Origin of the sequence: Actinoallomurus vinaceus, assembly GCF_039542055.1 — a bacterium.
Taxonomy (GTDB): Bacteria; Actinomycetota; Actinomycetes; order Streptosporangiales; family Streptosporangiaceae; genus Actinoallomurus; species Actinoallomurus vinaceus.
In genome coordinates this window covers 266,006-287,438 of record NZ_BAABHK010000008.1, presented here as the reverse complement: position 1 = coordinate 287,438, position 21,433 = coordinate 266,006, and the positions used below count along the sequence as shown (strand labels likewise).

Below are 21,433 nucleotides of genomic sequence, written 5' to 3'. Positions count from 1 at the left end.
CCAGGATCCACCGGCGATCGCTGCGTCTCCAATGACAGCGATCACCGGTGATCTCCCTGTTGGCCTTCAGGCGATCGGTTCCGGCACCGGAACCGCCTCCATCGGAGTCTCACGGCGGGTACGCAGGGTGTAGAGGCTGAGGGGGACGCCGACGAAGACGATCGCGGCGCCGACCAGGATGGCGAGCTGGTAGCCCGACAGGAAGGCGTGGATCGGCGTGGAGCCGCCGCGCAGGACCGCGGACTGGCGTGAGGTCAGGATCGCGCCGATGATCGTGACGCCGAGCAGCCCCGAGACCTCGCGGGAGGCGTTGAGCACGCCGGAGGCCGCGCCGGCCCGCGCGGGCGGGAGCACGCCGATGACCGCGTCGGTCAGCGGCATCATGGTGAAGCCGGAGCCGATGCCGAAGGCCACGAACGCGGGCAGCAGGTCCATGAAGCTGCCACCCTCGCCGACGAACGAGACCATGACCATTCCGACGACGTTGAGGGCGAGGCCCGCCGCGACGGTGACATTCGTGCCGAAGCGCCGCGCGACCGTTCCGGCGAACGGCGCTACCACGATCATCATCAGCGCCATCGGGATGATGGACGCCCCCGCCTTGGTCGGGGAGAACCCCAGGATGTTCTGCAGGTACATCGCGGTGAAGAGGTAGACGCCCATCACGCCGAAGCCCCAGAGGACCATCGCGCCGAGGCCGCCGCTGAAGACGCGCTCGCGGAACATCGACAGGTCCACCATCGGGTCGTCCGTGCGGGTCTCGACCGCGATGAACACCGCCGCCGAGACCGCGGCGAGGGCGAACGCGCCGAGGATCAGGGCCGAGGTCCAGCCCCGGTCGTGGCCCTCGATCAGCGCGTAGGTGACGGAGAACAGCGCGACCGCGGAGGTCAGCAGGCCGGGAACGTCCAGGCGGCGGCGTACGGCCTCGCCGGTCTCGCGCATCGAGAAGGCGATGATGGCGATCGTCACGGCGCCCACGGGGACGTTGATCAGGAAGATCCAGCCCCAGTGCCAGCGCTCGGAGATGAACCCGCCGGTCAGCGGCCCGAGTGCCAGCGCGAGCGCGCCGACCGCGCTCCACACCCCGACCGCCCTCGTACGCTCGCGCGGGTCGGGGAAGGTCGAGGAGATGATCGCGAGCGTCAACGGCGCCGACGCGGCCGCCCCCACCCCTTGCAGGACCCGGGCGACGATCAGCGTCGTCTCGTTCCCCGCGATCCCGGCGAGAAGCGACGCGGCGGTGAAGACGGTCAGCCCGGCCAGGAACAGCCGGCGGCGGCCGTACACGTCGCCGAGCCTGCCGCCGACGAGCATCAGGCCGGAGAACACCAGGATGTAGCTGCTGACGATCCACTCCAGCCCGGACAGCGTCAGGTGCATGTCGCGCTGGATGGACGGCAGCGCCACGTTGACGACGTTGTTGTCCAGGTAGGTCATGAAGGTCGCCAGCGCGACCCCGGTCAAGGTCCACCAGCGTCGACGAGATTCCATCGTCCCCGACTCTCCTATACAGCGTTCTTATACGTCGTACATGTACCTCGTATAGGGAAGCTTGTACGGCGTATAGTTGTCAAGTGGCCGCAGATGAGGAACGGGCTCGCCTGAGCCGGGAGACAGTGGTGGACGGCGCCCTGGCGCTCGCCGACGAAGAGGGTCTCGAAGGGCTGACGATCCGCCGGCTCGCCCAGCGCCTGGGTGTCACGCCCATGGCGCTCTACTGGCATTTCAAGAACAAGGACGAGCTGCACGTCGCGCTCGTCGACCGCGTGTGGTCGCTGGTCGACACGAAGGTCGACCCGGAAGCGCCGTGGTACGACCGGCTCCACGCGTTGATGGCGTCCGCCGTGAGCGTGCTACGCGCGCATCCGAGCGCCGCTCGCCTGCTGATGGCCGCCTGGATCGACGCCCCGCACTGTTATGACTCCATGGAGGCTGGGCTGGCGATCCTCGCGGAGGGCGGATTCAAGCCCGAGACGGCGGCCGCCATCTGCAAGTACGGCCTCCGCACGGGGATCACGCTCGTCATCGGCGACGCGCAGGTCAAGCCCACGATGACGGGCGAGGAGGTCGCCGAGATCCGCCGCCACAAGCGCATCATGCTCGAGACGATGTCCCCCGAGCGGTACGGCCACGTCATCGCCGCCGCGCCCGCGCTCTCCGCCGGGCAGGACTCCGACGCCGAGATCGCCCTCGGGATCGACATCTTCATCGCCGGCGTCCGGGCCCTGGCCCCGAACGGCTGACCGCGCCGGACAAGCCCTGGCCCGGCGCGGCCTCTCGCTCAGCCGAACAGGGCGGGCAGGGCGCCCTGGTGAACCTCGCGCAGCTCGCTCAGCGGGATGGAGAACAGGCCCTCCACCTCGAAGGCGTCGCCGCCGACCGTGCCGAGACGGCGTACCGGGATCCCGGCGGCCTGGGCGAGGGCGGTGACCCGCTCCTCGTGCTCCGGGTAGACGGCCACGACGGCCCGGGCCACGGACTCGCTGAACAGCTCGGTGAACGGGTCGTCCGGCAGGCTGATCACACAGCCGAGCCCGCCGCGCAGGCAGGACTCGACCAGCGACTGCGACAGGCCGCCGTCGGACAGGTCGTGGGCGGCGCTCAGCAGCCCTTCCCGCGCCCCGGCGACGAGCACGGACGCCAGCGCCGCCTCGGCCGCGAGGTCGACGCGCGGCGGCAGCCCGCCGAGGTGCTGGAACACGACGTTCGCCCACTCGGACCCGCCGAACTCCGGCCGGGTCTCGCCGAGCAGCAGCAGCGTGGTGCCCTCGACGTTGAACGACATCCGCACGCGGCGGTCGACGTCGTCGTGGACACCCAGGACGCCGATCACCGGGGTGGGGTTGATCGGCGTGCTGCCCGTCTGGTTGTAGAAGCTGACGTTGCCGCCGGTCACCGGGACGCCCAGCGCCTGGCAGGCGTCGGCGAGGCCCTCGACGGCGCGCGCGAACTGCCACATCACGCCCGGGTCCTCCGGCGAGCCGAAGTTGAGGCAGTTGGTGACCGCGAGCGGCCGCGCGCCCGTGGTGGCGACGTTGCGGTACGCCTCCGACAGGGCGAGCTGCGCGCCGGCGTACGGGTCGAGCCGGGTGTAGCGGCCGTTGCCGTCGGTGGCCAGCGCGATGCCCTGCGGCCCGTCGCCGATGCGGATCACCCCGGCGTCCTCCGGCATGGCCAGCACGGTGTTGCCGAGCACGAACCGGTCGTACTGCGAGGTGACGAACGTCTTGTCGGCGAGGTTCGGCGAGCCGACGAGCCACACGACCGTGTTGCGCAGGTCCTCCGCGGTGGCGGGGCGCGGCAGGCGGCCGGGGCCGTCGGCCTGCAGCTGCCCCAGGTCGGCCGGCGGCTCGTACGGCCGCTCGTACACCGGACCCTCGTCGGCGGCGGTGCCCGGCGGGATGTCGACGATCGTCTCGCCGTGCCAGGTCATCCGCAGCCGGCCCGTGTCGGTGACCTCGCCGATCACGGTGGCGGGGACGTCCCACTTCCTGCAGAGCTCGAGGAAGCGCTCGACCTTGGCCGGCTCGACCACGGCCATCATGCGCTCCTGAGACTCGCTCATCAGGATCTCTTCGGGCCGCAGCGTCGCGTCGCGCAGGGGCACCAGGGTCAGGTCGATGTCCATGCCGCCGGTGCCGGCCGCGGCCAGCTCCGTGGTGGCGCAGGACACGCCCGCCGCGCCGAGGTCCTGGATGCCGACGACGAGATCCTCGGCGAAGATCTCCATGCAGCACTCGGTGACGACCTTCTCCATGAAGGGGTCACCCACCTGCACCGACGGCCGCTTCTGGTGAGACTCCTCGTCGAAGGTCGCGCTCGCCAGCACGGACGCGCCGCCGATGCCGTCCGGCCCGGTGCCCGCGCCGAACAGGATCACCTTGTTGCCCGGCCCCGGCGCGATCGCCCGCTTGATGTCCTCGGGCCTGAGCACGCCGACGCACAGGGCGTTGACCAGCGGGTTCGCGGCGTAGCAGGGGTCGAAGACGACCTCGCCGCCGATGTTCGGCAGGCCGAGGCAGTTGCCGTAGCCGCCGACGCCGCGGACGACGCCGTCGAGCACCCGGCGCGTGTCCTGGGCCTCGGGCGGGCCGAAGCGCAGGGAGTCCATGACCGCGACCGGCCGGGCGCCCATCGAGATGATGTCGCGGACGATGCCGCCGACGCCGGTGGCCGCACCCTGGTACGGCTCGACGTACGACGGGTGGTTGTGCGACTCGATCTTGAAGGTGACGGCCCAGCCGTTGCCGACGTCGACGACCCCGGCGTTCTCGCCCATGCCGACGAGCAGCGCGTCGCTCTCGGGCGCCTTGTCGGCGAACTGCCGCAGGTGGACGCGCGAGCTCTTGTACGAGCAGTGCTCGCTCCACATGACGGAGTAGATGGCCAGCTCGGCGGAGGTGGGCCGCCGGCCCAGGATCTCCACGACGCGGGCGAACTCGTCGTCCTTCATGCCGAGCTCGGCGTACGGCAGCTCGCGCTCGGGCGTCCGCTCCGCGCGGGCGACGGTGTCCACGTCGACCGGCGGCACGGCGGGCTCCGAGGCCGACAGGTCGGGATCGGTCACCGACGGGTCGGCGCCGGGCCGCTCGTCGCCCGGCTCGTTGACGGAGGTGTGGACCTGCTCAGTCATGAAAGGACCATCTTCTTGAGGACCGAGGTGAAGAACCCGAGCCCCTCGGTGGAGGTGCCGGTCAGGATCTCGACCGCGTGCTCGGGGTGGGGCATCAGACCGACGACGTTGCCCGCCTCGTTGCAGATGCCGGCGATGTCGTTCAGGGAGCCGTTGGGGTTGACGTCGACGTAGCGGGCGACGACCCGGCCGGTGGACTCCAGCTCCTCGAGGGTGGCCTCGTCGGCGACGTAGCAGCCGTCCATGTTCTTGATCGGGATGACGACCTCCTGGCCCTGCTCGTAGTCGGTGGTCCAGGCGGTGTCGGCGTTCTCGATGCGCAGGCGCTGGGAGCGGCACACGAAGTGGAGGCCGGCGTTGCGGGTCAGCGCGCCCGGCAACAGGTGCGACTCGCACAGCACCTGGAAGCCGTTGCAGATGCCGAGCACCGGAAGGCCGTCACCGGCGGCCGCGACGAGCTTGTCCATGAGCGGGGCGAACCGCGCGATGGCGCCCGCGCGAAGGTAGTCGCCGTAGGAGAAGCCACCGGGGAGGACGACGGCGTCGACACCGAGGAGGTCGGCCTCGGCGTGCCAGAGGGACACCGGCTCGGCGCCGGCGAGGCGGACCGCGCGTGCGGCGTCCCGGTCGTCCAGCGAACCGGGAAAGGTGATGACGCCCACACGGGCTGACATGGGCACACTCCGATCAGGAACGGTCGGGACGTGCCCCAGCTTATCCGGGGTCTAGCCTGCGGTTTTCAACAGCTCGGGCTCCAGGAGGCGCATCGGGGACTCCTCCTGCCAGCTCAGTCTCTTCTGGAGGTAGACGACCGTGCCGGCGTCGGGGCGGCTGTCGAAGGTGACGTCGTCGACGAGCGCCTGCATGATCTTGATCCCGCGCCCGGACTCCGAATCGAGCCCCGCGCCTTTCTGCCTGTCGCTCTGGAAGCCGCGACCGGTGTCGGCGACCTTCAGCACGCAGTGGTCACCGGCGATACTGGCGATCACTTCATAGTGGGTCGCCGAATCAACGTGCTGCACGACATTGGTGCAGGCTTCGGATGCGGCCACGAGAAGGTCGGCAATACAGCCTTCCGAAACCCCCAACCCGCGCAGCGTATCGCCCAGGACCCGTCGGATCACCGGGATGCTCAGAGTCTCACGCGGCAAGTCGAGTGAGAACTTCATATCCACCGGACACCTCGTGTCATCTTGACCCCCGACCTGGGGTCGACCCCGTCTTCTGATTCTTTCAACGAAGCTAAGGCTTCCCCGGTGGAAACTGGCGTAATCGCGGGACCGAGCTAACTTTAGGCGACTATTCTGCGCGGAGTTCGAACGTCTCGATGACGGGGTTGGCCAGCAGCGTCTCAGCCATCTTCCGTACACGTTCGGTGGCCGCTTCGTCGGCCGGCCCTTCGACTTCGATCTCGAACCTCTTGCCTTGGCGTACCCCAGTGACGCCCTCGAAACCGAGCCGTGGCAACGCCCGGGCGACGGCCTGGCCCTGGGAATCGAGAATTTCCGGCTTCAACATGACGTCGACGATGAAACGCGCCATGACAACCCCCTCTGATCTGCAGCTACGGCACCGAAGCGTACGGCACTCCGCGCCGCCGGTGACGCGAACCCTCGGCCGATGGGATCGTAAGGGCCGATCCCCCGCCCCCCGAGGAGTCGTCATGCGTGCCGAGGAACTGACCGAGCCGGAGTCCGCTCTCTGGGAGGCGTTCCCCGCGGCGCGGACCGTCGACCTCGGCGGCCAGGGCGAGGTGCGCGCCGAGGTGATCGCGGCCCTGCTGCTGGGCGCGCGACCGCCCGAGCCGGGCCGCGTCCCGGCGGTCCGGCTGACCGGCGCCCGGATCACGGGGCTCCTCGACCTGTCCTTCGCCGACGTCCCGTACGCCGCCCTGCTGCGCGGCTGCGAGTTCACCGAGAGGCCCACCCTGTACGGCGCGCGCCTGCGACAGGTGAATCTCATCGGCTCACGGTTGCCGGGTCTGCAGGCCTCCGACGCCCACGTCGACGGCCTGCTCTGGCTGGAAGAGTGCCGCTTCGACGGTCCGGTGATACTCGTCGGCACTGAGGTCAACGGCGCGCTGTCGCTGAGCTCGGCGCGGATCGACGGCGGGCCGGCGCTCCGCGCGGACGGCCTGACGGTGTCCCGTGACCTGATCGCGGACGATCTGCAGGTCTCCGGAGAGGTCTTCCTTCGGGGCATCCGGGTGCAGGGCGCGATCGTCCTCGACGGCGCTCGGCTGTCCTGTCCGGGCGGCATGGCGCTGAACCTGGACCGGGTCCGGGTGGAGGACGTCCTCGATCTCGGGCGCCTGCGCGCCGAGGGGATGGTCAGCCTGCGCTCGGCCGTGATCGGCGGCATGCTCGATCTGAACGGCGCGGAGCTGGTCAATCCCTCGGGCATGGCGCTGCGCGGGCACCTGGTCACCGTCGGGAGCAGCCTGCGGGCCTCGGACGGCTTCCGGGCGACCGGGCAGATCTACCTCGACGCGGCCCACGTGAAGGGATCGATCGACTTCGACGGGGCGCACCTGTCCAACCCGGGCGGCATCGCGCTGCGGGCCTCCCGCGCGGAGATCACCGGCGGCCTGTTCGGCAAGTACGGGTTCGTCGCCGACGGGGCCATCCACCTGGTGGACACGCGGGTCGGGGCCAGCGTCGACCTGTCCGGCGCCCGGCTCACCGCGCCGGGGACCCGGGCGCTCAAGGCGCACGGGATCAACGTCGGCGGCGTGGTGGACTGCTGCGACGGGTTCACCGCCGAGGGCCGGGTCTCGTTCGCCGGCGCGCGGATCGGCGGTGACCTGTGCTTCGACAATGCGACGATCAGCGCGCCCGGGGAGACCGCCATCAGCTGCCGGCAGCTGCGTTCCGCCACGCTGCGACTCAGGACGCGGGACGTGGACGGCGCGATCGACGTACGGCACGCGCGCGTCGAGGTGCTCCGCGACGCTCCGGCGGGCTGGCCGCCGCGCTCCCGGCTCGAGGGCTTCACGTACGAGACGATCGAGGATCCCGGCGCGGGCGCCGACCGGCTCGGCTGGCTGGACCGCGCCGACGGGTACCAGCCACAGCCGTACGAGCAGCTGGCAGGCGTCTACCGGCGGCTGGGGCAGGACGCCGACGCCCGTAGAGTCCAGCTCGCCCGGCAGCGCCGCCGGCGTCGTACGCTGCCGCGCTGGCTCGCCGTCTGGAGCCTCGTGCAGGACTGGACGGTCGGGTACGGCTACCGGCCACAGCGGGCGGTGCTGTGGCTGGCGGGGCTGCTGACCGTCGGTGTGGTGGCGTTCGGGGCCCACCACCCGCCGCCGCTGAAGGCAGGCGAGGCACCGCCGTTCAACCCGGTGCTCTACACGCTCGACCTGCTGCTGCCGATCATCGGCTTCGGGCAGGAGGACGCCTTCGGGCCGCGCGGCTGGCAGCAGTGGCTCGCCGCCGGGCTCGTCGCGTCGGGTTGGATCCTCGCAACCACGATCGCCACGGGCGTCACACGAGTTCTTTCGCGGCAGTAGCGATATACATGGAAGTTCTCTCGTCTTCCCCCGGAGTTCGTCTGATGCTGAGCGATGAGCTGACCCCGCCCGAGCGCGTGCTGTGGGACGCGTTCCCCCGCGGTGAGACGGTCGACCTGTCCGGCGGCGATCAGGACTTCGACAGCACGAACGCCTGGGGCCCCGAGCGCACCATCCGCGCCGAGGTGATCTCCGCGCTGCTGCTCGGCGCGCGGGAGAACGAGCCCGGCCATGTCGCCGCCGTCCGCCTGACGGGCGCGCGGATCGCCGGGACGCTGAACCTCGGGCACGCCCACGTGACCGTGCCGCTCGCGCTCACCGGCTGCCAGCTCACCGAGGCCCCGCACCTCTACTGGGCGCAGCTGCGCAGCGTCCACTTCATGCGCTGCCGGCTGCCCGGCCTCGTCGCCTCCGGTGCGCGAATCGACGGGCACCTGTGGCTCGAGGGCAGTCACGTGTACGGCGGCGTCTGGCTCGACAGCGCCCACATCACCGGCATCCTCAACCTGACCGGCGCCCACCTGTCCCACCCGGGCGGTGACGCACCGCTGCTGGCCGACCGCCTCGTCGTGGACAACAACGTCTACTGCGACCAGGGGTTCACCGCCGAGGGCGAGGTCCGGCTGCCGGGCGCGAACGTCGGCGGGCAGCTGATCTTCCGCGGGGCGCGGCTGCGCAACCCGAAGGGGCAGGCGCTGTACGCGAGCCGGCTCGCGGTCGCGGCCAACGTCTTCTGCGACGGCGGGTTCAGCGCCGAGGGGGAGATCCGGTTGCGCGGCGCGCGGATCGGCGGCTACCTGTCCCTGGTCGGCGCGTCGGTGTCCAACCCGGCGCGTGCGGCGCTCAACTGCGACGACATGAGCATCGAGACCGACATCTACTGCTCGGACGGCTTCCGTGCCGAGGGTGTGGTCAGCCTGGCGGGCGCGCACATCGGCGGCCTGTTCAACCTGCGCGGCGGACGCCTGAGCAACCCGGCCGGGGTGGCGCTGAACCTCCAGCGGGCCCAGGCCGAAGAGGTGCTGCTGCGGCCCGCCGAGCCGATCAAGGGCGTCGTCGACCTGAGCTACGCGCACTTCAAGCTGTTGCGCGACGACCCGCTGTCCTGGGCGCCGAGGTACCAGCTCGACGGCCTCACGTACGAGATGATCGACCCGCCGCTGATCGCGAAGGAGCGGCTGAAGTGGGTGCGCCGCGACACGGACGGCTACATTCCCCAGCCGTACGAGAAGCTCGCCGAGACCTACCGCGCCCTCGGGCACGACGGCGAGCGGCGCACCGTCCTGCTCGCCAAGCAGCGGCACCGCCGTACGACGCAGCCGGTGCCGGGCCGGGTGTGGGGCTACCTCCAGGACTGGACGGTCGGCTACGGTTACCGGCCGTTCCTCGCCACCGCGTGGCTGGTGGCGCTGCTGGCGTTCGGCACCGTCATCTTCCAGCACCACCCGATGATCCAGGAGCCGGGGCACAACACGCAGTTCAACCCGTTCCTCTACACACTCGACGTGCTGCTGCCGATCGGCTCGCTCGGCCAGGAGGGAGAGTTCGCGCCGCATGGCATCTACCTGTGGATATCCGACGCGCTCGTCGTCGCGGGCTTCATCCTCGGCTTGACCGTCGCCGCCGGCGCGACGCGCGTACTGTCCCGCGAGTGATCCACGTTTACCGAATCGGAGCGTGATTCGCGTTGGTGGCAGGGCACAACCTTGCGGGTACGAATCCGTAGAACCCGAGGCTTGCGCCCGGGTACGTGAGGTCTGTCACGATGACGACTACGTCTCCCGCAACCGCCGGGACCCCGCGGGAAGGGTGACGCGCAACCAGGCCGACCGCGGCGATCCCGCGAACGGCCCTGAACGCACGAGGAGTGGCACGTGACCGTCGACGCCGCGCGCGGTGCGCCCCTGGGCACCGACGCACAGTCTCCCCCATCGGAGCTCGTCCAGCTGCTCACGCCTGAGGGCGAGCGGGTCGAGCATCCCGACTACGACGTGAACCTGACCCCCGACGAGATCAAGGGTCTCTACCGGGACCTGGTGATCGTCCGCCGGATCGACACTGAGGCGGTCGCGCTGACCCGCCAGGGCGAGCTGGGCATCTGGGCCTCACTGCTCGGCCAGGAGGCCGCGCAGATCGGCTCCGCCCGCGCCCTGCGGCCGAGCGACATGGCGTTCCCGAGCTACCGGGAGCACGGGGTGGCCTGGTGCCGGGGCGTCGACGCGCTCGACCTCCTGGGCCTGTTCCGCGGCGTCAACCACGCCGGGTGGAATCCGAAAGAGCACAACTTCCACCTCTACACGATCGTCATCGGCAGCCACGCCCTGCACGCCACCGGCTACGCCATGGGCATCCAGCGGGACGGCACCGAGGACGCCACGATCGTCTACTTCGGCGACGGCGCCACCAGCCAGGGCGACGTCAACGAGGCGTTCGTCTGGTCGGCCGCGCAGAACGCCCCGATCGTCTTCTTCTGCCAGAACAACCAGTGGGCGATCTCCGAGCCGTTGGAGAAGCAGTCCCGGATCCCGCTGTACCGCCGGGCCGAGGGCTTCGGGTTCCCCGGCATCCGCGTCGACGGCAACGACGTCTTCGCCGTCCTCGCCGTGACCAGGAAGGCCCTTGAGAACGCCCGCAGCGGCCAGGGCCCCACGCTCATCGAGGCGTTCACGTACCGGATGGGCGCCCACACCACGACCGACGACCCGACGCGCTACCGGCTCCAGGCCGAGCTGGAGTCCTGGAAGCTCAAGGACCCGATCGAGCGCGTCAAGGCGTACCTCGTGAAGAACCAGATGGCCGACCGCGACTTCTTCGACGCGATCGAGGCCGAAGCCAAAGAGGTCGGCTCGGACCTGCGGAAACGGTGCCTAGAATTGCCCGACCCCGAGGCGACGGCGATCTGGGAGAACGTCTATGCGACCGAGCACTCGCTGCTCGCGGAGGAACGCGACCAGTTCATGTCCTACCTGTCGACGTTCGAGGATGTGTCCCGATGAGGGGGCGGCCGACCCAGGCCGGGGGTACGCGCGGAGGGGAGTGCGACGGTGAGCGCTGAGACGCTGACTCTTTCCAGGGCCATGAACGAGGGCCTTCGCAAGGCCATGGAGAACGACCCGAAGGTCCTCATCATGGGTGAGGACGTCGGAAAGCTCGGCGGTGTGTTCCGGGTGACCGACGGCCTGCAGAAGGACTTCGGCGAGGCCCGCGTCATCGACACGCCGCTGGCCGAGTCCGGCATCGTCGGCACGGCCATCGGCCTCGCCCTGCGCGGCTACCGGCCGGTGTGCGAGATCCAGTTCGACGGGTTCGTGTTCCCGGCGTTCAACCAGATCACCTCGCAGCTCGCCAAGATGCGGATGCGCTCGCTCGGCACGCTCGAGCTGCCGGTGGTCATCCGCATCCCGTGCGGCGGCGGCATCGGCGCCGTCGAGCACCACAGCGAGTCGCCGGAGGCGTACTTCACCCACACCGGCGGCCTGCGTGTCGTCGCGTGCTCGAACCCGGCCGACGCGTACACGATGATCCAGCAGGCCATCGAGTGCCCCGACCCGGTGATCTTCTTCGAGCCGAAGCGCCGCTACTGGGACAAGGCCCCCGTCGACCGCGACCTGTCCAACGCCGCGCCGTTCGACAAGGCCGTCGTGGCGCGTCCGGGCGAGGACGTGACCGTGCTCGCGTACGGGCCGATGGTCAAGACCTCGCTGGAGGCCGCGCAGGCCGACGAGCAGCACTCGATCGAGGTCATCGACATCCGCTCGCTCAACCCGCTCGACGAGCAGACGGTGCTCGCCTCCGTACGCAAGACCGGGCGGTGCGTCGTCGTGCACGAGGCCCCGGTCTTCAACGGGTACGGCGCCGAGCTGGCCGCGCGGATCACCGAGAAGTGCTTCTACCACCTGGAGGCACCGGTGCTGCGGGTCGGCGGCTTCTCCACGCCGTACCCGCCGTCCCGTCTCGAGGACCACTACCTGCCCGACCTCGACCGCGTCCTGGACGCCGTCGACCGGACCTTCGCGTGGTGAGCATGGGCGAGCTGAAGCAGTTCAAGCTGCCGGACGTCGGTGAGGGCCTGACCGAGGCCGACATCGTCAAGTGGCACGTGCGGCCAGGTGACGCCGTCGAGGTCAACCAGACGATCGTGGAGATCGAGACGGCCAAGGCCGTCGTCGAGCTGCCCTGCCCGTACGAGGGGACCGTCGCCGAACTCCTCGTCGAGGAGGGCACGACGGTCGACGTCGGCGTCCCGATCATCTCGGTCGCCGTCGGCGGCGACGTGCCGGTCACCGGGACGCCCGCGGAGGGGACCGCGCCTGCCGAGGGTGCGCGGGAGCCGGGCATGGAGGGCAGCCCCGCCCCGGCGGTCGACCCGTCCGCCCCGGAGCAGAAGCGCGTCCCGGTGCTGGTCGGCTACGGCGTGAAGGCGGGCTCCACCCAGCGCCGCCCGCGTAAGGCCGCGCCGGCCGCAGCCGGCGGCCCGAGCCCGGCGGCGGCAGCCGCCGCGCCGAGCCAGGCCGCGTCCGGTGGCCCGAGCCCGGCCGTGGCCGCTTCCGTGAGTGCGGCCGTACGGGCGGAGCCTGCCGCCGCGCCGGCACCCGCCGGGGGACGCGTCGCGGTGCTCGCCAAGCCCCCGGTCCGCAAGCTGGCCAAGGACCTGGGCGTCGACCTGACCACGATCACCGGCACCGGCCCGCAGGGGTCGATCACCCGGGACGACATCCGGCAGGCCGCGGAGGCCCCCGCCACCGCGGCGCCCGTACGGGCCGACGGCGAGCGGCGTGAGGAGCGCATCCCCATCCGGGGCGTGCGAAAGCACACGGCGGCGGCCATGGTGCAGTCGGCGTTCACCGCGCCGCACGTCACCGAATGGCTGCAGGTCGACGTCACCGAGACGATGAGCGCCGTGAAGCGGCTGCGCGACCTGCCCGACTTCGAGGGCGTCAAGGTCTCGCCGCTGCTGCTCGTCGCCAAGGCGCTGCTGCTGGCGGTCCGGCGCAACCCGCTGATCAACTCGGCGTGGGACGAAGAGGCCCAGGAGATCGTGGTCAAGCACTACGTGAACCTGGGCATCGCCGCCGCGACCGAGCGCGGGCTGATCGTGCCGAAGGTCCGCGACGCGCACGCCCTGTCGCTCCCGGACCTGGCCCGGGCGTTCGGCGACCTCGCCGCGACGGCCCGCGCCGGCAAGGCGACCCCGGCCGACCTGTCCGACGGCACCATCACGATCACCAACGTCGGCGTCTTCGGCGTCGACGCAGGCACCCCGATCCTGACGCCCGGCGAGTCGGCGATCCTCGCCTTCGGCCAGATCCGGGACATGCCCTGGGTGCACGAGGGCGAGATCAAGATCCGCAAGGTGACGACGCTCGCGCTGTCGTTCGACCACCGCATCGTCGACGGCGAGCTCGGCTCGGCCGTCCTCCGCGAGGTCGGCGCCATGCTCGAAGACCCCATGCGCATACTCGCCTGGGGCTGACGCCACAGGGGTCTCCGGGCCGACCACGGCCCGGAGACCCCCATGAATGGCGTACTCGATACCTCGGTCCTTTTTGCGGATACGACATGGCTCGTGACACAGAGTGGCACCATGTCCATCTGTGTACTTCGACAGCAGCACCGAGGCTGGAGCTCATCGGAAGGACGTGAGCCGAGTTCGGGCACAGGCCGTGGCAGAGGATGGCGGCTGGTCCGTGTTCCTGCCCGGCGCGCCCATCTCCGCTGATGGCTCCACGTTCGATGAAGCCATCACCGAGATGGTCGATTCACTCCGGGAATATGCCGCCGACTGGCAAAAGCGACTGTGTGATGCTCCCAACCATCGCCGACAGCGGGGGCTCGTACAGCTGATCAATCTGAACGACGATGACCGGCTACGTGCGTGGCTGATCGAGGCCACCGCGTGACCTGGACTCTGAATCGAAGCGATCAGAGGCATATGGGCGGCAAGAAGCTGGGCGAGATTGCCGAGCATTACGACACGACCGACATCAGCCAGGAGATCGCCGAAGCGGACCTGAAGCGCCACGAGCCGCTCTCATCGGACGAGCTCATGATCGTGTCGTCGATCCGGCTCCCCAAGTCGACGATGGATGAGGTTCGGGCCGCGGCCGCCGAACTCGGTGTCAAGCCCACTGCGCTCATCCGCTCCTGGATCGAGGAACGGTTGGGTCCGAGCGAGGCGGCAACTCCTCTCGCGCGCCGATCCGGCCACGTGGCGACGCAGCATTCCCGTCCCTGAGGCGTCTCTGGAATGTGGACATCGAAATGGTCTCTTCCGCGCGGGCGCCCGCCGACGTCGAAGAGCTGTACCGGGAACACGCCGTCGGGCTAATCCGGCTGGCCATGTTGATGGTCGGCGACGGGCCGACCGCCGAGGACGTGGTCCAGGACGCCTTCCTCGGGCTCCATGACCGATGGCGATCTCTGCGCGATCCCGCCGCCGCACTGACGTATCTGAGATCGGCCGTGCTGAATCGCTGTCGCTCTGTGCTGCGCCGCCGGGCCGTGGCCAGCCGGTTCCGGCAGCCGTACCAACCGCCGGCATGGTCGGCCGAGGACTGTGCGATCGACGGGCAGGAGCGGAGCGCCGTGCTGACCGCGATCGCGCGGCTGCCCCGTCGCCAGCGTGAGGTCCTCGCCCTGCGTTTCTACTGCGACCTTCCCGAAGAAGAGATCGCCCGCACGTTGAGGATCAGCCGCGGCACCGTCTCGTCGACGACGTCCCGGGCCCTCGCCGCTCTCGCAAAGCTGCTGGAGGACGCCACATGAGAAGCCTCGAAGAACGCATCCGGGACGCCTACTCCATGGCCGACGGCTGGGGGCCGGCCGTGCCCCCGCCGCTCCGCCGCCGCTCCGTACGCCACCATCGGCTCCGGTTCGCGGCTCCCCTGGCGGCCGCCGCCGGTGTCACGGCGGTGGTGTTCCTCGCGACCGGGCTCCCGCACAGGGCACCTGACCCGACCGTCCCCCTCAGCGTCGGGCCTGCGGCCGAGGCGCTGCGGCCATCGGAGAAGAACCAGGTCTGGATATACCTCTGCTCCAGGATCTCCGCCAACCCTTCCTGCCATCGGCAGGGCGCCACGCGGGCGCAGCGGGGCGCGATCGACGACGCGCTGAAGAAGATGCCGCAGGTACGCCGCATCGAGCGCGTCACAGCGGAGCAGGCGTACGCCGAGGTCAAGAAGAAGTTCGCGGGAACGAAGATCGCGGACACCATCCGTCCCGGCGACATCCCGGACTCGTTTCGGGTGACCCTGCGCCGGCCCACCGATGTCCGGGCAATCCTGGCGGCGCTGTCGAATCGGCCGGGTGTGGACCAGATTGTGACCGGATCGCGGTGAGCCTTATCCGCGTGGGGTTCTCCCGGCCTCAGACGAGGAGAACCCCACGATATGCATGACCAGGCGGAGAGGACTTACCTCGTGTGCCAGATCTGCCGGTCGGGGACCGGGTAACCCTGCGTCTGCACGATCACATTCGACCAGTTCTTGGTCCCCGCCTCTGCGATGAAGACATAGGGCTCTCTCGCCCGATGGATGTGCTCGATCGTCACGACGCCGTCACCGGTGAAGGACCACTTCTGGTTGGCAGCAGTCTTCTTGCAGGTGTTCGTCACGACAGAGTCGCCGCTGTTCAGCTTCTTGTTCTTGCCGAGGTTGATGTCCAGGCACTTGCCGGTGGCGGCGTTGACGAGGTGGTTTCCCCACTTGACCTGGAAGGTGAGCTGCTTCCTCTTGGTGGTAGTGCTCGTATCACACTTCTTGATGTGCGCCTGAGCATTCGCTGCCGTGCTGGTGACCACGATGCAGCTCCAGGACTCTTCGTTCAGGAAGTGAAAGCTGCTCGCGGCCTGGGCCGGCGTAGCGGCCAGAGCGGGGACCAGCAGCGCGGCCGCCGCGACGGCGGCCATACTCCGTTTGCGCATAGTCCGTCCTTTCTCATCCGAGTTCATAACCGCCCTTGCCCCTGGCGGTGGCTCGCGGACGGGTCAGCTCTGCCAGGGACCGTTACGGTTGTACAGAGCCTTGCCGATCGTGATTGCACCGTATGCCCTGAACGTGCCGCTGATCGCATGCTGCTGTTTCACGAAATACTTAGAGGTACGCTCAGCCGGATACGCGCCTTTGTGTATGATCTGAACCCCGGCCGTCATTAGGCGCGCTTTATTATGTGCGCTGGGGCGAACGATTACACACATCTCTCGGTGCACCGAATGGGGGTAGGACTTTACCCACCAATGCAAATATCCGACCGTTTTGTAGCCGGGACCGTTTTTGATGGGCAGCGGCGAACCTTTGTACTCCTTGGTGGGCCAGCCCTTGCCGCACGAACCGAGAGAGGCAGCATTGGCCGGTGCAGCGGCGACCGCCGCGGAACCGACGAGCGACAGAGCGGCGACCGCAGATACGGTCAGACTCCGACGAAAACTCATCTCTTTGTTATCCTCACATATGCCGCGAACCGCATTGACGGCGTCACTGTAGCGATCGATCCCGCTACAGGCATAGGCCGACGACGATAATTAGGCCTCTGGGCCCAGTCGCGACTGGACCCAGAGGCCTAATATTGGAAACGTGTCCACATTACGGACGGACGCCCCGGGTCAGGGGCAGGTCTGGCGCTTGGCGGTGAGGTCGAGGGTCTTGCGGATGGAGCTGAGCTTCAGGCGCTTGGACTCGGGGCAGAACTTGCTCAGCGGCAGGTTGTACTCGGCGTGGAAGACGGGCTTGCCGGCCTTGATGAACGGCTTGAGGGCGGAGCACTCCTTGTACTCCGCGCACTGCTCGTTCACCGCGAAGTCGAAGTCCTTGACCAGGGCCGGGATCTGGTCCAGGTCGTTCTTCAGCCCGACCGCCAGGCCCTTCTGGTGGGCGACGCGCGCGAGCATCCGGTTGAACGCCAGCTGCTGCTTGCCGGTCACCGGGAAGCCGGACTTGTTCTGGTAGGCGTCGACCAGGTCCGGCTCGACGCCGTCGAAGCCCTTGGCCTTGCACTGGTCCAGGCGCGCGGACCAGATGCGCTGCAGCACGCTGACCTGGCGGATGTCGACCCAGCGTTCCTGCGGCCACCCGTCGACCTTCTTACCGAGGATGGACTTGGGGAACTTGGCGTAGTCGGGCCGGCCCTGCTCCGCCGCGCCGATGTCGATGTAGCAGATGACCTTGCGGCCCTTCTTGTGCAGCGCGGTCACGGTGGACTTGGGCGTATCGAACATGTCGACGTCGAAGACGCTCGCCTTGACCGACGTGTCGATCTTGCCGCTGAGCTGCCACTGCCAGCCGACGCCGACCTTCGGCCGCCACCAGGAAGCCTGTGCCGACGCCGATGCCGACGCCGAGCCATGCGCGGCCACGTCCTTGGCCCCGGTGCCCGTGCCGCTACAACCGGCGAGCGACAGGGCGGCCAGAGTGAACAATACGTACCGATGGCGCATCCGTGACATAAATGATCAAGCTACCCCGCGACCGCCCGGCCGTCAGGCGTTCGGCGGATCGGAGGGACCCATGCCGCCGTGGTGGCTCATCCTCGCCTGGATCGTGGTCGTACCCCTGGCCGCCGTGATGCTCGTCGATCCCCGGAGGTTGTGGAGCGTACCGGCGAGGGCCTGGGCCCGCGACCACCCGGACGACCGCTACACGCGGTGGTGGGAGGCCAGTGCCGCCTGGCGGGGTCTCGCCGCGCTCGCCGTCGTGGCCCTCGCCACGATCAGCTGGGTCGACCACGCCCATGCCACGGCGGAGCCTCGCCTGCACGGCACGACGTCGAGCGAGAAGGTGCGGGCGGTGCCGGGATCCGCGCATCCGGCCGCGATCGAGCCGGACGCGTACTCCGGGAACGGCACGCGGTTGCGCGTGATCTGGCGGTCGTGGGCGGAGCGGATCGGGTGCGCACTCGACCACGTCACCGTCGACGAGACGGCATCAAGGGTGATGGTCACCGTCTATGAGGGCGGCTCCAGCGAGAACTGCGCCGACGGCGGTCACCCGTGGGGCGGCTTCGGGCCGTACACCACGCGCTACACCGACGTCACGCTGCACTCTCTGCTCCGTGACCGCCAGGTCGTGACCGCAACGGGCGCACCGGTCCGACGGTACGAGTGACGCGCGGCCACACCTCTGCGCATGAACCCGAATCGTGACCGGCGCCCTGATCGAGGACCTCTGAATTTCGCGAACGGGCAGACACAGACAGTGCTCTAGACAATACTCCTCGTAGCGATCTCGATACGCCGAGCAATGGGAACTCGAGGACGGCGGAGCCATGGCCATGCCGCAGCCGATCGATGAAGAAGAAGAGCCCTCCACGATCGAAGAGGTCTGGGAACGGACGCCGTCGTACCCGGGCTTCCAGGTGGAGATCATCGACGGGAGCCTCGTCGTGACTCCCCACGGGAACTTCCGGCATGCCCGACTCAACTACTTCCTGCACACCGCCTTCGTGGAGATCGCGAGGGAGAAGGGCTGGTACCTCTGCCACGAGCTCACCATTCATCTGGAGAGCAACCACGACCGGATCGAGCCCGATCTGGTGATCATGCCGCCGGATCCGCCGACCTTCGGGGACAGCGAGGTGTTCGGGCGCGGAGTCCTGCTCGTCGCCGAGGTCACGTCGCGCGGCAACGCGATCCGCGACCGGTTCACCAAGCCGCGCAACTGCGCGCTAAGTGGTGTCCCGCTCTACCTGCTCATCGACCCGGTGGACGCGCCGACCGCCATCACGCTGTTCAGCGACCCGAGCGACGACGGATACCGCACGATCGATCGCGTCGTCGCCGGCGAGAAGCTGCGTCTCCCGGAGCCGTTCGGCCTCGTTCTCGATACGGCTTCACTGCGTTGACGACGCCGGTCTCGCCCGCTGTGCAGGCGGGACCGGTTCGGATCGGTCAGGAGAGGAAGGACGTGAGAGGCGGGGCCAAGACGTCCCAGGAGACGTTGTGGTCCTGCCCGTCGAGGATCGTGTGCCGGCCGGACGGCAGGACGTCCAGCAGGGCGACGGCGGTGGCCGGCGCCCACGCGCCGGTCTCGGAGCCGGTCAGTATCAGGGTGGGGATCACGATGTCCGCAAGGACCGCCGGGAGACGGCCGTCGCCGATGACGGCGGCGTCGTAGGCGAGGGTCGGGGCGATCGCCTCCATGGCCGCCCACATCGGAGCCTGACGCATCTGGTCGATCATGGCGGGCGGCAGGCCGACGAAACGCATGAACAGCGCCATGGCGTCCCCACGGCGGTCTTCGGCCAGGCAGGCCGTGAGCTCGGTGACGTACGCGCGGGCGCGCCGGGGCGCGTCGGCGTCGAACTGAAACGGCGGCTCCCACAGGGCGAGCCGAGTGATCGGCAGGCCGGCGGCCGCCGCGCGCAGCGCCAGGATCGCGCCGGAGGAGTTGCCGAACACGGCCGCGGAGCCGCCGACCTCCGTGATCAACGCGGCGAGATCCTCGATCTCGCGCTCCACCACGTAGGGCGGGGTGTCGCCGCTGTCACCGCGGCCGCGCCGGTCGTAGTTGACGACCGTATGTCCGGTCGACAGCAGCTCGGCCAGCGGCGAGTGGACGCCCCGGGTACAGGACGCGCCGCTCACCAGGACGATCGGGCTGCCGGCTCCCAGCCGGTCGAAGGCGATCACGGTGCCGTCGGCGGAACGCGTGTTGTTCATGGTCTCGGCCTTTCCGGTGTTCCGGTGTCACCCCACCTACGAACGGCCTCGCGTCAAACGGACAGCCCGTCGGCGGAGATCCCGGCGAGTCTGCGCTCCAGGTAGCGGCGCTCCGGCCCGGTCGGTGCCAGAGCCAGGGCCGACCGGTAGGCGAGGGCCGCCTCGGGAAGGCGTCCCTGGCGGCGCAGGAGGTCGGCTCGAGCGGCGGGCAGCAGGTGATGGTCGCGCAGCTCGGACTCCAGGGCCGTCAGAAGGGTCAGTCCCCGCCCCTGGTCGATCATCCCCACGGCGATCGCCCGGTTCAGCCGGACGATCGCGGACGGAACGTGCGCCTCCAGACGACGGTAGAGGGCCGCGATCTCGTCCCAGGGGGTCTCGTCGAAGGACGTGGCGTTCGCGTGACAGGCGGCGATCGCGGCCTGGATCTGGTACGGCCCCGCGCGCCCCTGGCGCAGCGCCTCGTCGAGCACGTCCGTCCCCTCACCGATCCGCTCATGCTCCCATCGGGAACGGTCCTGCTCCTCCAGCGGCACCAGGTCCTCGCCGTCGAGCCGGGCCGGGCGGCGGGCGTCGTGAAGCACCATCAGCGCCAGCAGACCGGCGGCCTCCGGCTCCTCCGGCATCAGCCGGACGAGCAGCCGGCCCAGCCGGATCGCCTCGTCCGAGAGGCCCTTCCGGACCAGCTCGTCACCGCCGCTGGCCGCGTACCCCTCGTTGAAGAGCAGATAGAGGACGCCGAGGACGGAGTCGAGCCGTTCGGGAAGCAGCTCGGGGCGCGGCATCCGGAAGGGGATCCCCGCGTCCCGGATCCTGCCTTTGGCCCGCGTGAGCCGCTTGGACATCGTGCCCTCCGAGACCAGGAAGGCGCGCGCGATCTCGGCCGTGGTCAGGCCGGCCAGGGTCCGTAGCGTGAGCGCGACCCGGGCCTCGAACGGCAGTGCGGGATGACAGCAGGTGAACATGAGCCGCAGCCGATCGTCGGGGAACTCGTCGGCCGGAGCGCCCCCGCCCGTACCGTCCGCGGGTGCGACGGGACCCGCGGCGGCCAGCTCGCGCATCTTGGCGGCGCCCACGGCGGCCCGGCGGAGCCGGTCGATCGCCTTGTTGCGCGCGGTCGTGGCGAGCCAGGCACCCGGCCTCGGCGGGATCCCTTCCGTCGGCCACCGCTGAAGCGCCTGGGTGAAGGCGTCCTGCGCGCAGTCCTCGGCCAGGTCCCAGTCGCCGGTCAGCCGGATGAGCGTCGCGACGACCTGCCCCCATTCCTCCCGGAACAGATCTGCGATCGCCGACTGGACGTTCACGGCTGCAACGCTCGTAGCTCGATCGTCCCGTGGCGCGCCACGGGATGGGTCCGGGCCGCCTCGACCGCCTCCTCACGCGAGGCGCACTCGATCAGGCTGAAGCCGGCCACGACCTCCTTGGACTCGACGAACGGGCCGTCCGTGAGAAGGACCTCGCCACCGCGGACGCGGACGGTCGTGGCGTCCGCCGGTGGCTCCAGCCCACCGCTCATGATGAGGTCGTCGCCCCGAGCCGCGGCCCAGGCCTTGCAGGCGGGCAGGAAGTCCGGGTCGGCGAGCATCGCCTCGTAGGCCGGACCGTCTCCGCATATCAGCAGCAAGTACTTCACAGCGCG

The 21,433-nt window shown here is 69.6% G+C and carries 23 protein-coding genes; 12 read left to right on the top strand and 11 right to left on the bottom strand.

Annotated elements, in window-relative coordinates:
* Positions 1–66: 66 nt before the first annotated feature.
* On the bottom strand, positions 67–1,494 hold the full coding sequence (locus tag ABEA24_RS28010) for an MFS transporter (RefSeq protein ID WP_345434127.1): 1,428 nt from the start codon (positions 1,492–1,494) through the stop codon (positions 67–69).
* 83 nt (positions 1,495–1,577) lie between these two features.
* On the opposite strand from ABEA24_RS28010, the gene ABEA24_RS28005 reads away from it, so the two are divergent.
* Positions 1,578–2,246, top strand: coding sequence for a TetR/AcrR family transcriptional regulator (locus tag ABEA24_RS28005; RefSeq protein ID WP_345434125.1), 669 nt, complete (start codon positions 1,578–1,580; stop codon positions 2,244–2,246).
* 38 nt (positions 2,247–2,284) lie between these two features.
* Here the strand turns inward: ABEA24_RS28005 and purL are convergent, their stop codons facing one another.
* The 4 genes from purL to purS form a co-directional block, all read right to left on the bottom strand.
* The gene (purL, locus tag ABEA24_RS28000) at positions 2,285–4,636 is read right to left on the bottom strand and encodes a phosphoribosylformylglycinamidine synthase subunit PurL (protein WP_345434124.1); all 2,352 of its coding nucleotides are present in this window, start codon (positions 4,634–4,636) and stop codon (positions 2,285–2,287) included.
* A complete protein-coding gene (gene purQ / locus ABEA24_RS27995; protein ID WP_345434123.1) occupies positions 4,633–5,310 on the bottom strand; it encodes a phosphoribosylformylglycinamidine synthase subunit PurQ in 678 nt (225 codons plus the stop codon). Before purQ ends, purL begins: the two co-directional genes overlap by 4 nt.
* A gap of 51 nt (positions 5,311–5,361) precedes the next feature.
* Positions 5,362–5,805 (bottom strand): ATP-binding protein, encoded by a 444-nt coding sequence (locus tag ABEA24_RS27990; protein ID WP_345434122.1) that lies wholly within the window; start codon positions 5,803–5,805, stop codon positions 5,362–5,364.
* A 130-nt stretch (positions 5,806–5,935) separates the two neighbouring features.
* Entirely contained in the window at positions 5,936–6,178 is a 243-nt protein-coding gene (purS, locus tag ABEA24_RS27985) for a phosphoribosylformylglycinamidine synthase subunit PurS (protein WP_252845398.1), read from the bottom strand.
* 121 nt (positions 6,179–6,299) lie between these two features.
* On the opposite strand from purS, the gene ABEA24_RS27980 reads away from it, so the two are divergent.
* The 9 genes from ABEA24_RS27980 to ABEA24_RS27940 all read left to right on the top strand — a co-directional run bounded on the left by ABEA24_RS27980 (position 6,300) and on the right by ABEA24_RS27940 (position 15,484).
* Positions 6,300–8,147 carry a hypothetical protein gene (locus ABEA24_RS27980; protein WP_345434120.1) on the top strand — a complete coding sequence of 616 codons (1,848 nt, stop codon included), beginning with the start codon at positions 6,300–6,302 and terminating at the stop codon, positions 8,145–8,147.
* Between the two features lie 44 nt (positions 8,148–8,191).
* The gene (locus ABEA24_RS27975) at positions 8,192–9,802 is read left to right on the top strand and encodes a hypothetical protein (RefSeq protein ID WP_345434119.1); all 1,611 of its coding nucleotides are present in this window, start codon (positions 8,192–8,194) and stop codon (positions 9,800–9,802) included.
* Positions 9,803–10,021: 219 nt separating this feature from the next.
* Complete coding sequence (gene pdhA, locus ABEA24_RS27970) at positions 10,022–11,143, top strand: pyruvate dehydrogenase (acetyl-transferring) E1 component subunit alpha (RefSeq protein WP_345434118.1); 1,122 nt, start codon at positions 10,022–10,024, stop codon at positions 11,141–11,143.
* A gap of 48 nt (positions 11,144–11,191) precedes the next feature.
* Positions 11,192–12,169: an alpha-ketoacid dehydrogenase subunit beta gene (locus ABEA24_RS27965; RefSeq protein ID WP_345434117.1), complete on the top strand. Its 978-nt coding sequence runs from the start codon at positions 11,192–11,194 to the stop codon at positions 12,167–12,169.
* 2 nt (positions 12,170–12,171) lie between these two features.
* A complete protein-coding gene (locus tag ABEA24_RS27960; protein ID WP_345434116.1) occupies positions 12,172–13,620 on the top strand; it encodes a dihydrolipoamide acetyltransferase family protein in 1,449 nt (482 codons plus the stop codon).
* Positions 13,621–13,741: 121 nt separating this feature from the next.
* Entirely contained in the window at positions 13,742–14,047 is a 306-nt protein-coding gene (locus ABEA24_RS27955) for a hypothetical protein (RefSeq protein ID WP_345434115.1), read from the top strand.
* A 32-nt stretch (positions 14,048–14,079) separates the two neighbouring features.
* Positions 14,080–14,382 carry a hypothetical protein gene (locus tag ABEA24_RS27950; protein ID WP_345434114.1) on the top strand — a complete coding sequence of 101 codons (303 nt, stop codon included), beginning with the start codon at positions 14,080–14,082 and terminating at the stop codon, positions 14,380–14,382.
* 26 nt (positions 14,383–14,408) lie between these two features.
* Positions 14,409–14,912 (top strand): SigE family RNA polymerase sigma factor, encoded by a 504-nt coding sequence (locus tag ABEA24_RS27945; protein WP_345434113.1) that lies wholly within the window; start codon positions 14,409–14,411, stop codon positions 14,910–14,912.
* Positions 14,909–15,484, top strand: a complete 576-nt coding sequence (locus ABEA24_RS27940; protein ID WP_345434112.1) for a permease-like cell division protein FtsX — start codon at positions 14,909–14,911, stop codon at positions 15,482–15,484. Before ABEA24_RS27945 ends, ABEA24_RS27940 begins: the two co-directional genes overlap by 4 nt.
* A gap of 74 nt (positions 15,485–15,558) precedes the next feature.
* Here the strand turns inward: ABEA24_RS27940 and ABEA24_RS27935 are convergent, their stop codons facing one another.
* From ABEA24_RS27935 to ABEA24_RS27925, 3 genes are all read right to left on the bottom strand, one after another.
* Entirely contained in the window at positions 15,559–16,068 is a 510-nt protein-coding gene (locus tag ABEA24_RS27935) for a ricin-type beta-trefoil lectin domain protein (protein ID WP_345434111.1), read from the bottom strand.
* A 63-nt stretch (positions 16,069–16,131) separates the two neighbouring features.
* A complete protein-coding gene (locus ABEA24_RS27930; protein WP_345434110.1) occupies positions 16,132–16,575 on the bottom strand; it encodes a hypothetical protein in 444 nt (147 codons plus the stop codon).
* Between the two features lie 171 nt (positions 16,576–16,746).
* Entirely contained in the window at positions 16,747–17,577 is an 831-nt protein-coding gene (locus ABEA24_RS27925; protein ID WP_345434109.1) for an endo alpha-1,4 polygalactosaminidase, read from the bottom strand.
* Between the two features lie 70 nt (positions 17,578–17,647).
* Between ABEA24_RS27925 and ABEA24_RS27920 the strand changes: the two genes are divergently transcribed.
* Both ABEA24_RS27920 and ABEA24_RS27915 read left to right on the top strand, forming a co-directional pair.
* The gene (locus ABEA24_RS27920; protein ID WP_345434108.1) at positions 17,648–18,244 is read left to right on the top strand and encodes a hypothetical protein; all 597 of its coding nucleotides are present in this window, start codon (positions 17,648–17,650) and stop codon (positions 18,242–18,244) included.
* Positions 18,245–18,404: 160 nt separating this feature from the next.
* Positions 18,405–18,980, top strand: a complete 576-nt coding sequence (locus ABEA24_RS27915; protein ID WP_345434107.1) for a Uma2 family endonuclease — start codon at positions 18,405–18,407, stop codon at positions 18,978–18,980.
* 46 nt (positions 18,981–19,026) lie between these two features.
* Here ABEA24_RS27915 and ABEA24_RS27910 read toward each other — a convergent pair whose 3' ends face one another.
* The 3 genes from ABEA24_RS27910 to ABEA24_RS27900 are packed head-to-tail and all read right to left on the bottom strand — an operon-like array spanning position 19,027 to position 21,427.
* A complete protein-coding gene (locus tag ABEA24_RS27910; protein WP_345434106.1) occupies positions 19,027–19,797 on the bottom strand; it encodes an alpha/beta fold hydrolase in 771 nt (256 codons plus the stop codon).
* Between the two features lie 53 nt (positions 19,798–19,850).
* Positions 19,851–21,098, bottom strand: coding sequence for an RNA polymerase sigma factor (locus ABEA24_RS27905; protein WP_345434105.1), 1,248 nt, complete (start codon positions 21,096–21,098; stop codon positions 19,851–19,853).
* The gene (locus ABEA24_RS27900; protein WP_345434104.1) at positions 21,095–21,427 is read right to left on the bottom strand and encodes a YciI family protein; all 333 of its coding nucleotides are present in this window, start codon (positions 21,425–21,427) and stop codon (positions 21,095–21,097) included. Before ABEA24_RS27900 ends, ABEA24_RS27905 begins: the two co-directional genes overlap by 4 nt.
* Positions 21,428–21,433: the final 6 nt, after the last annotated feature.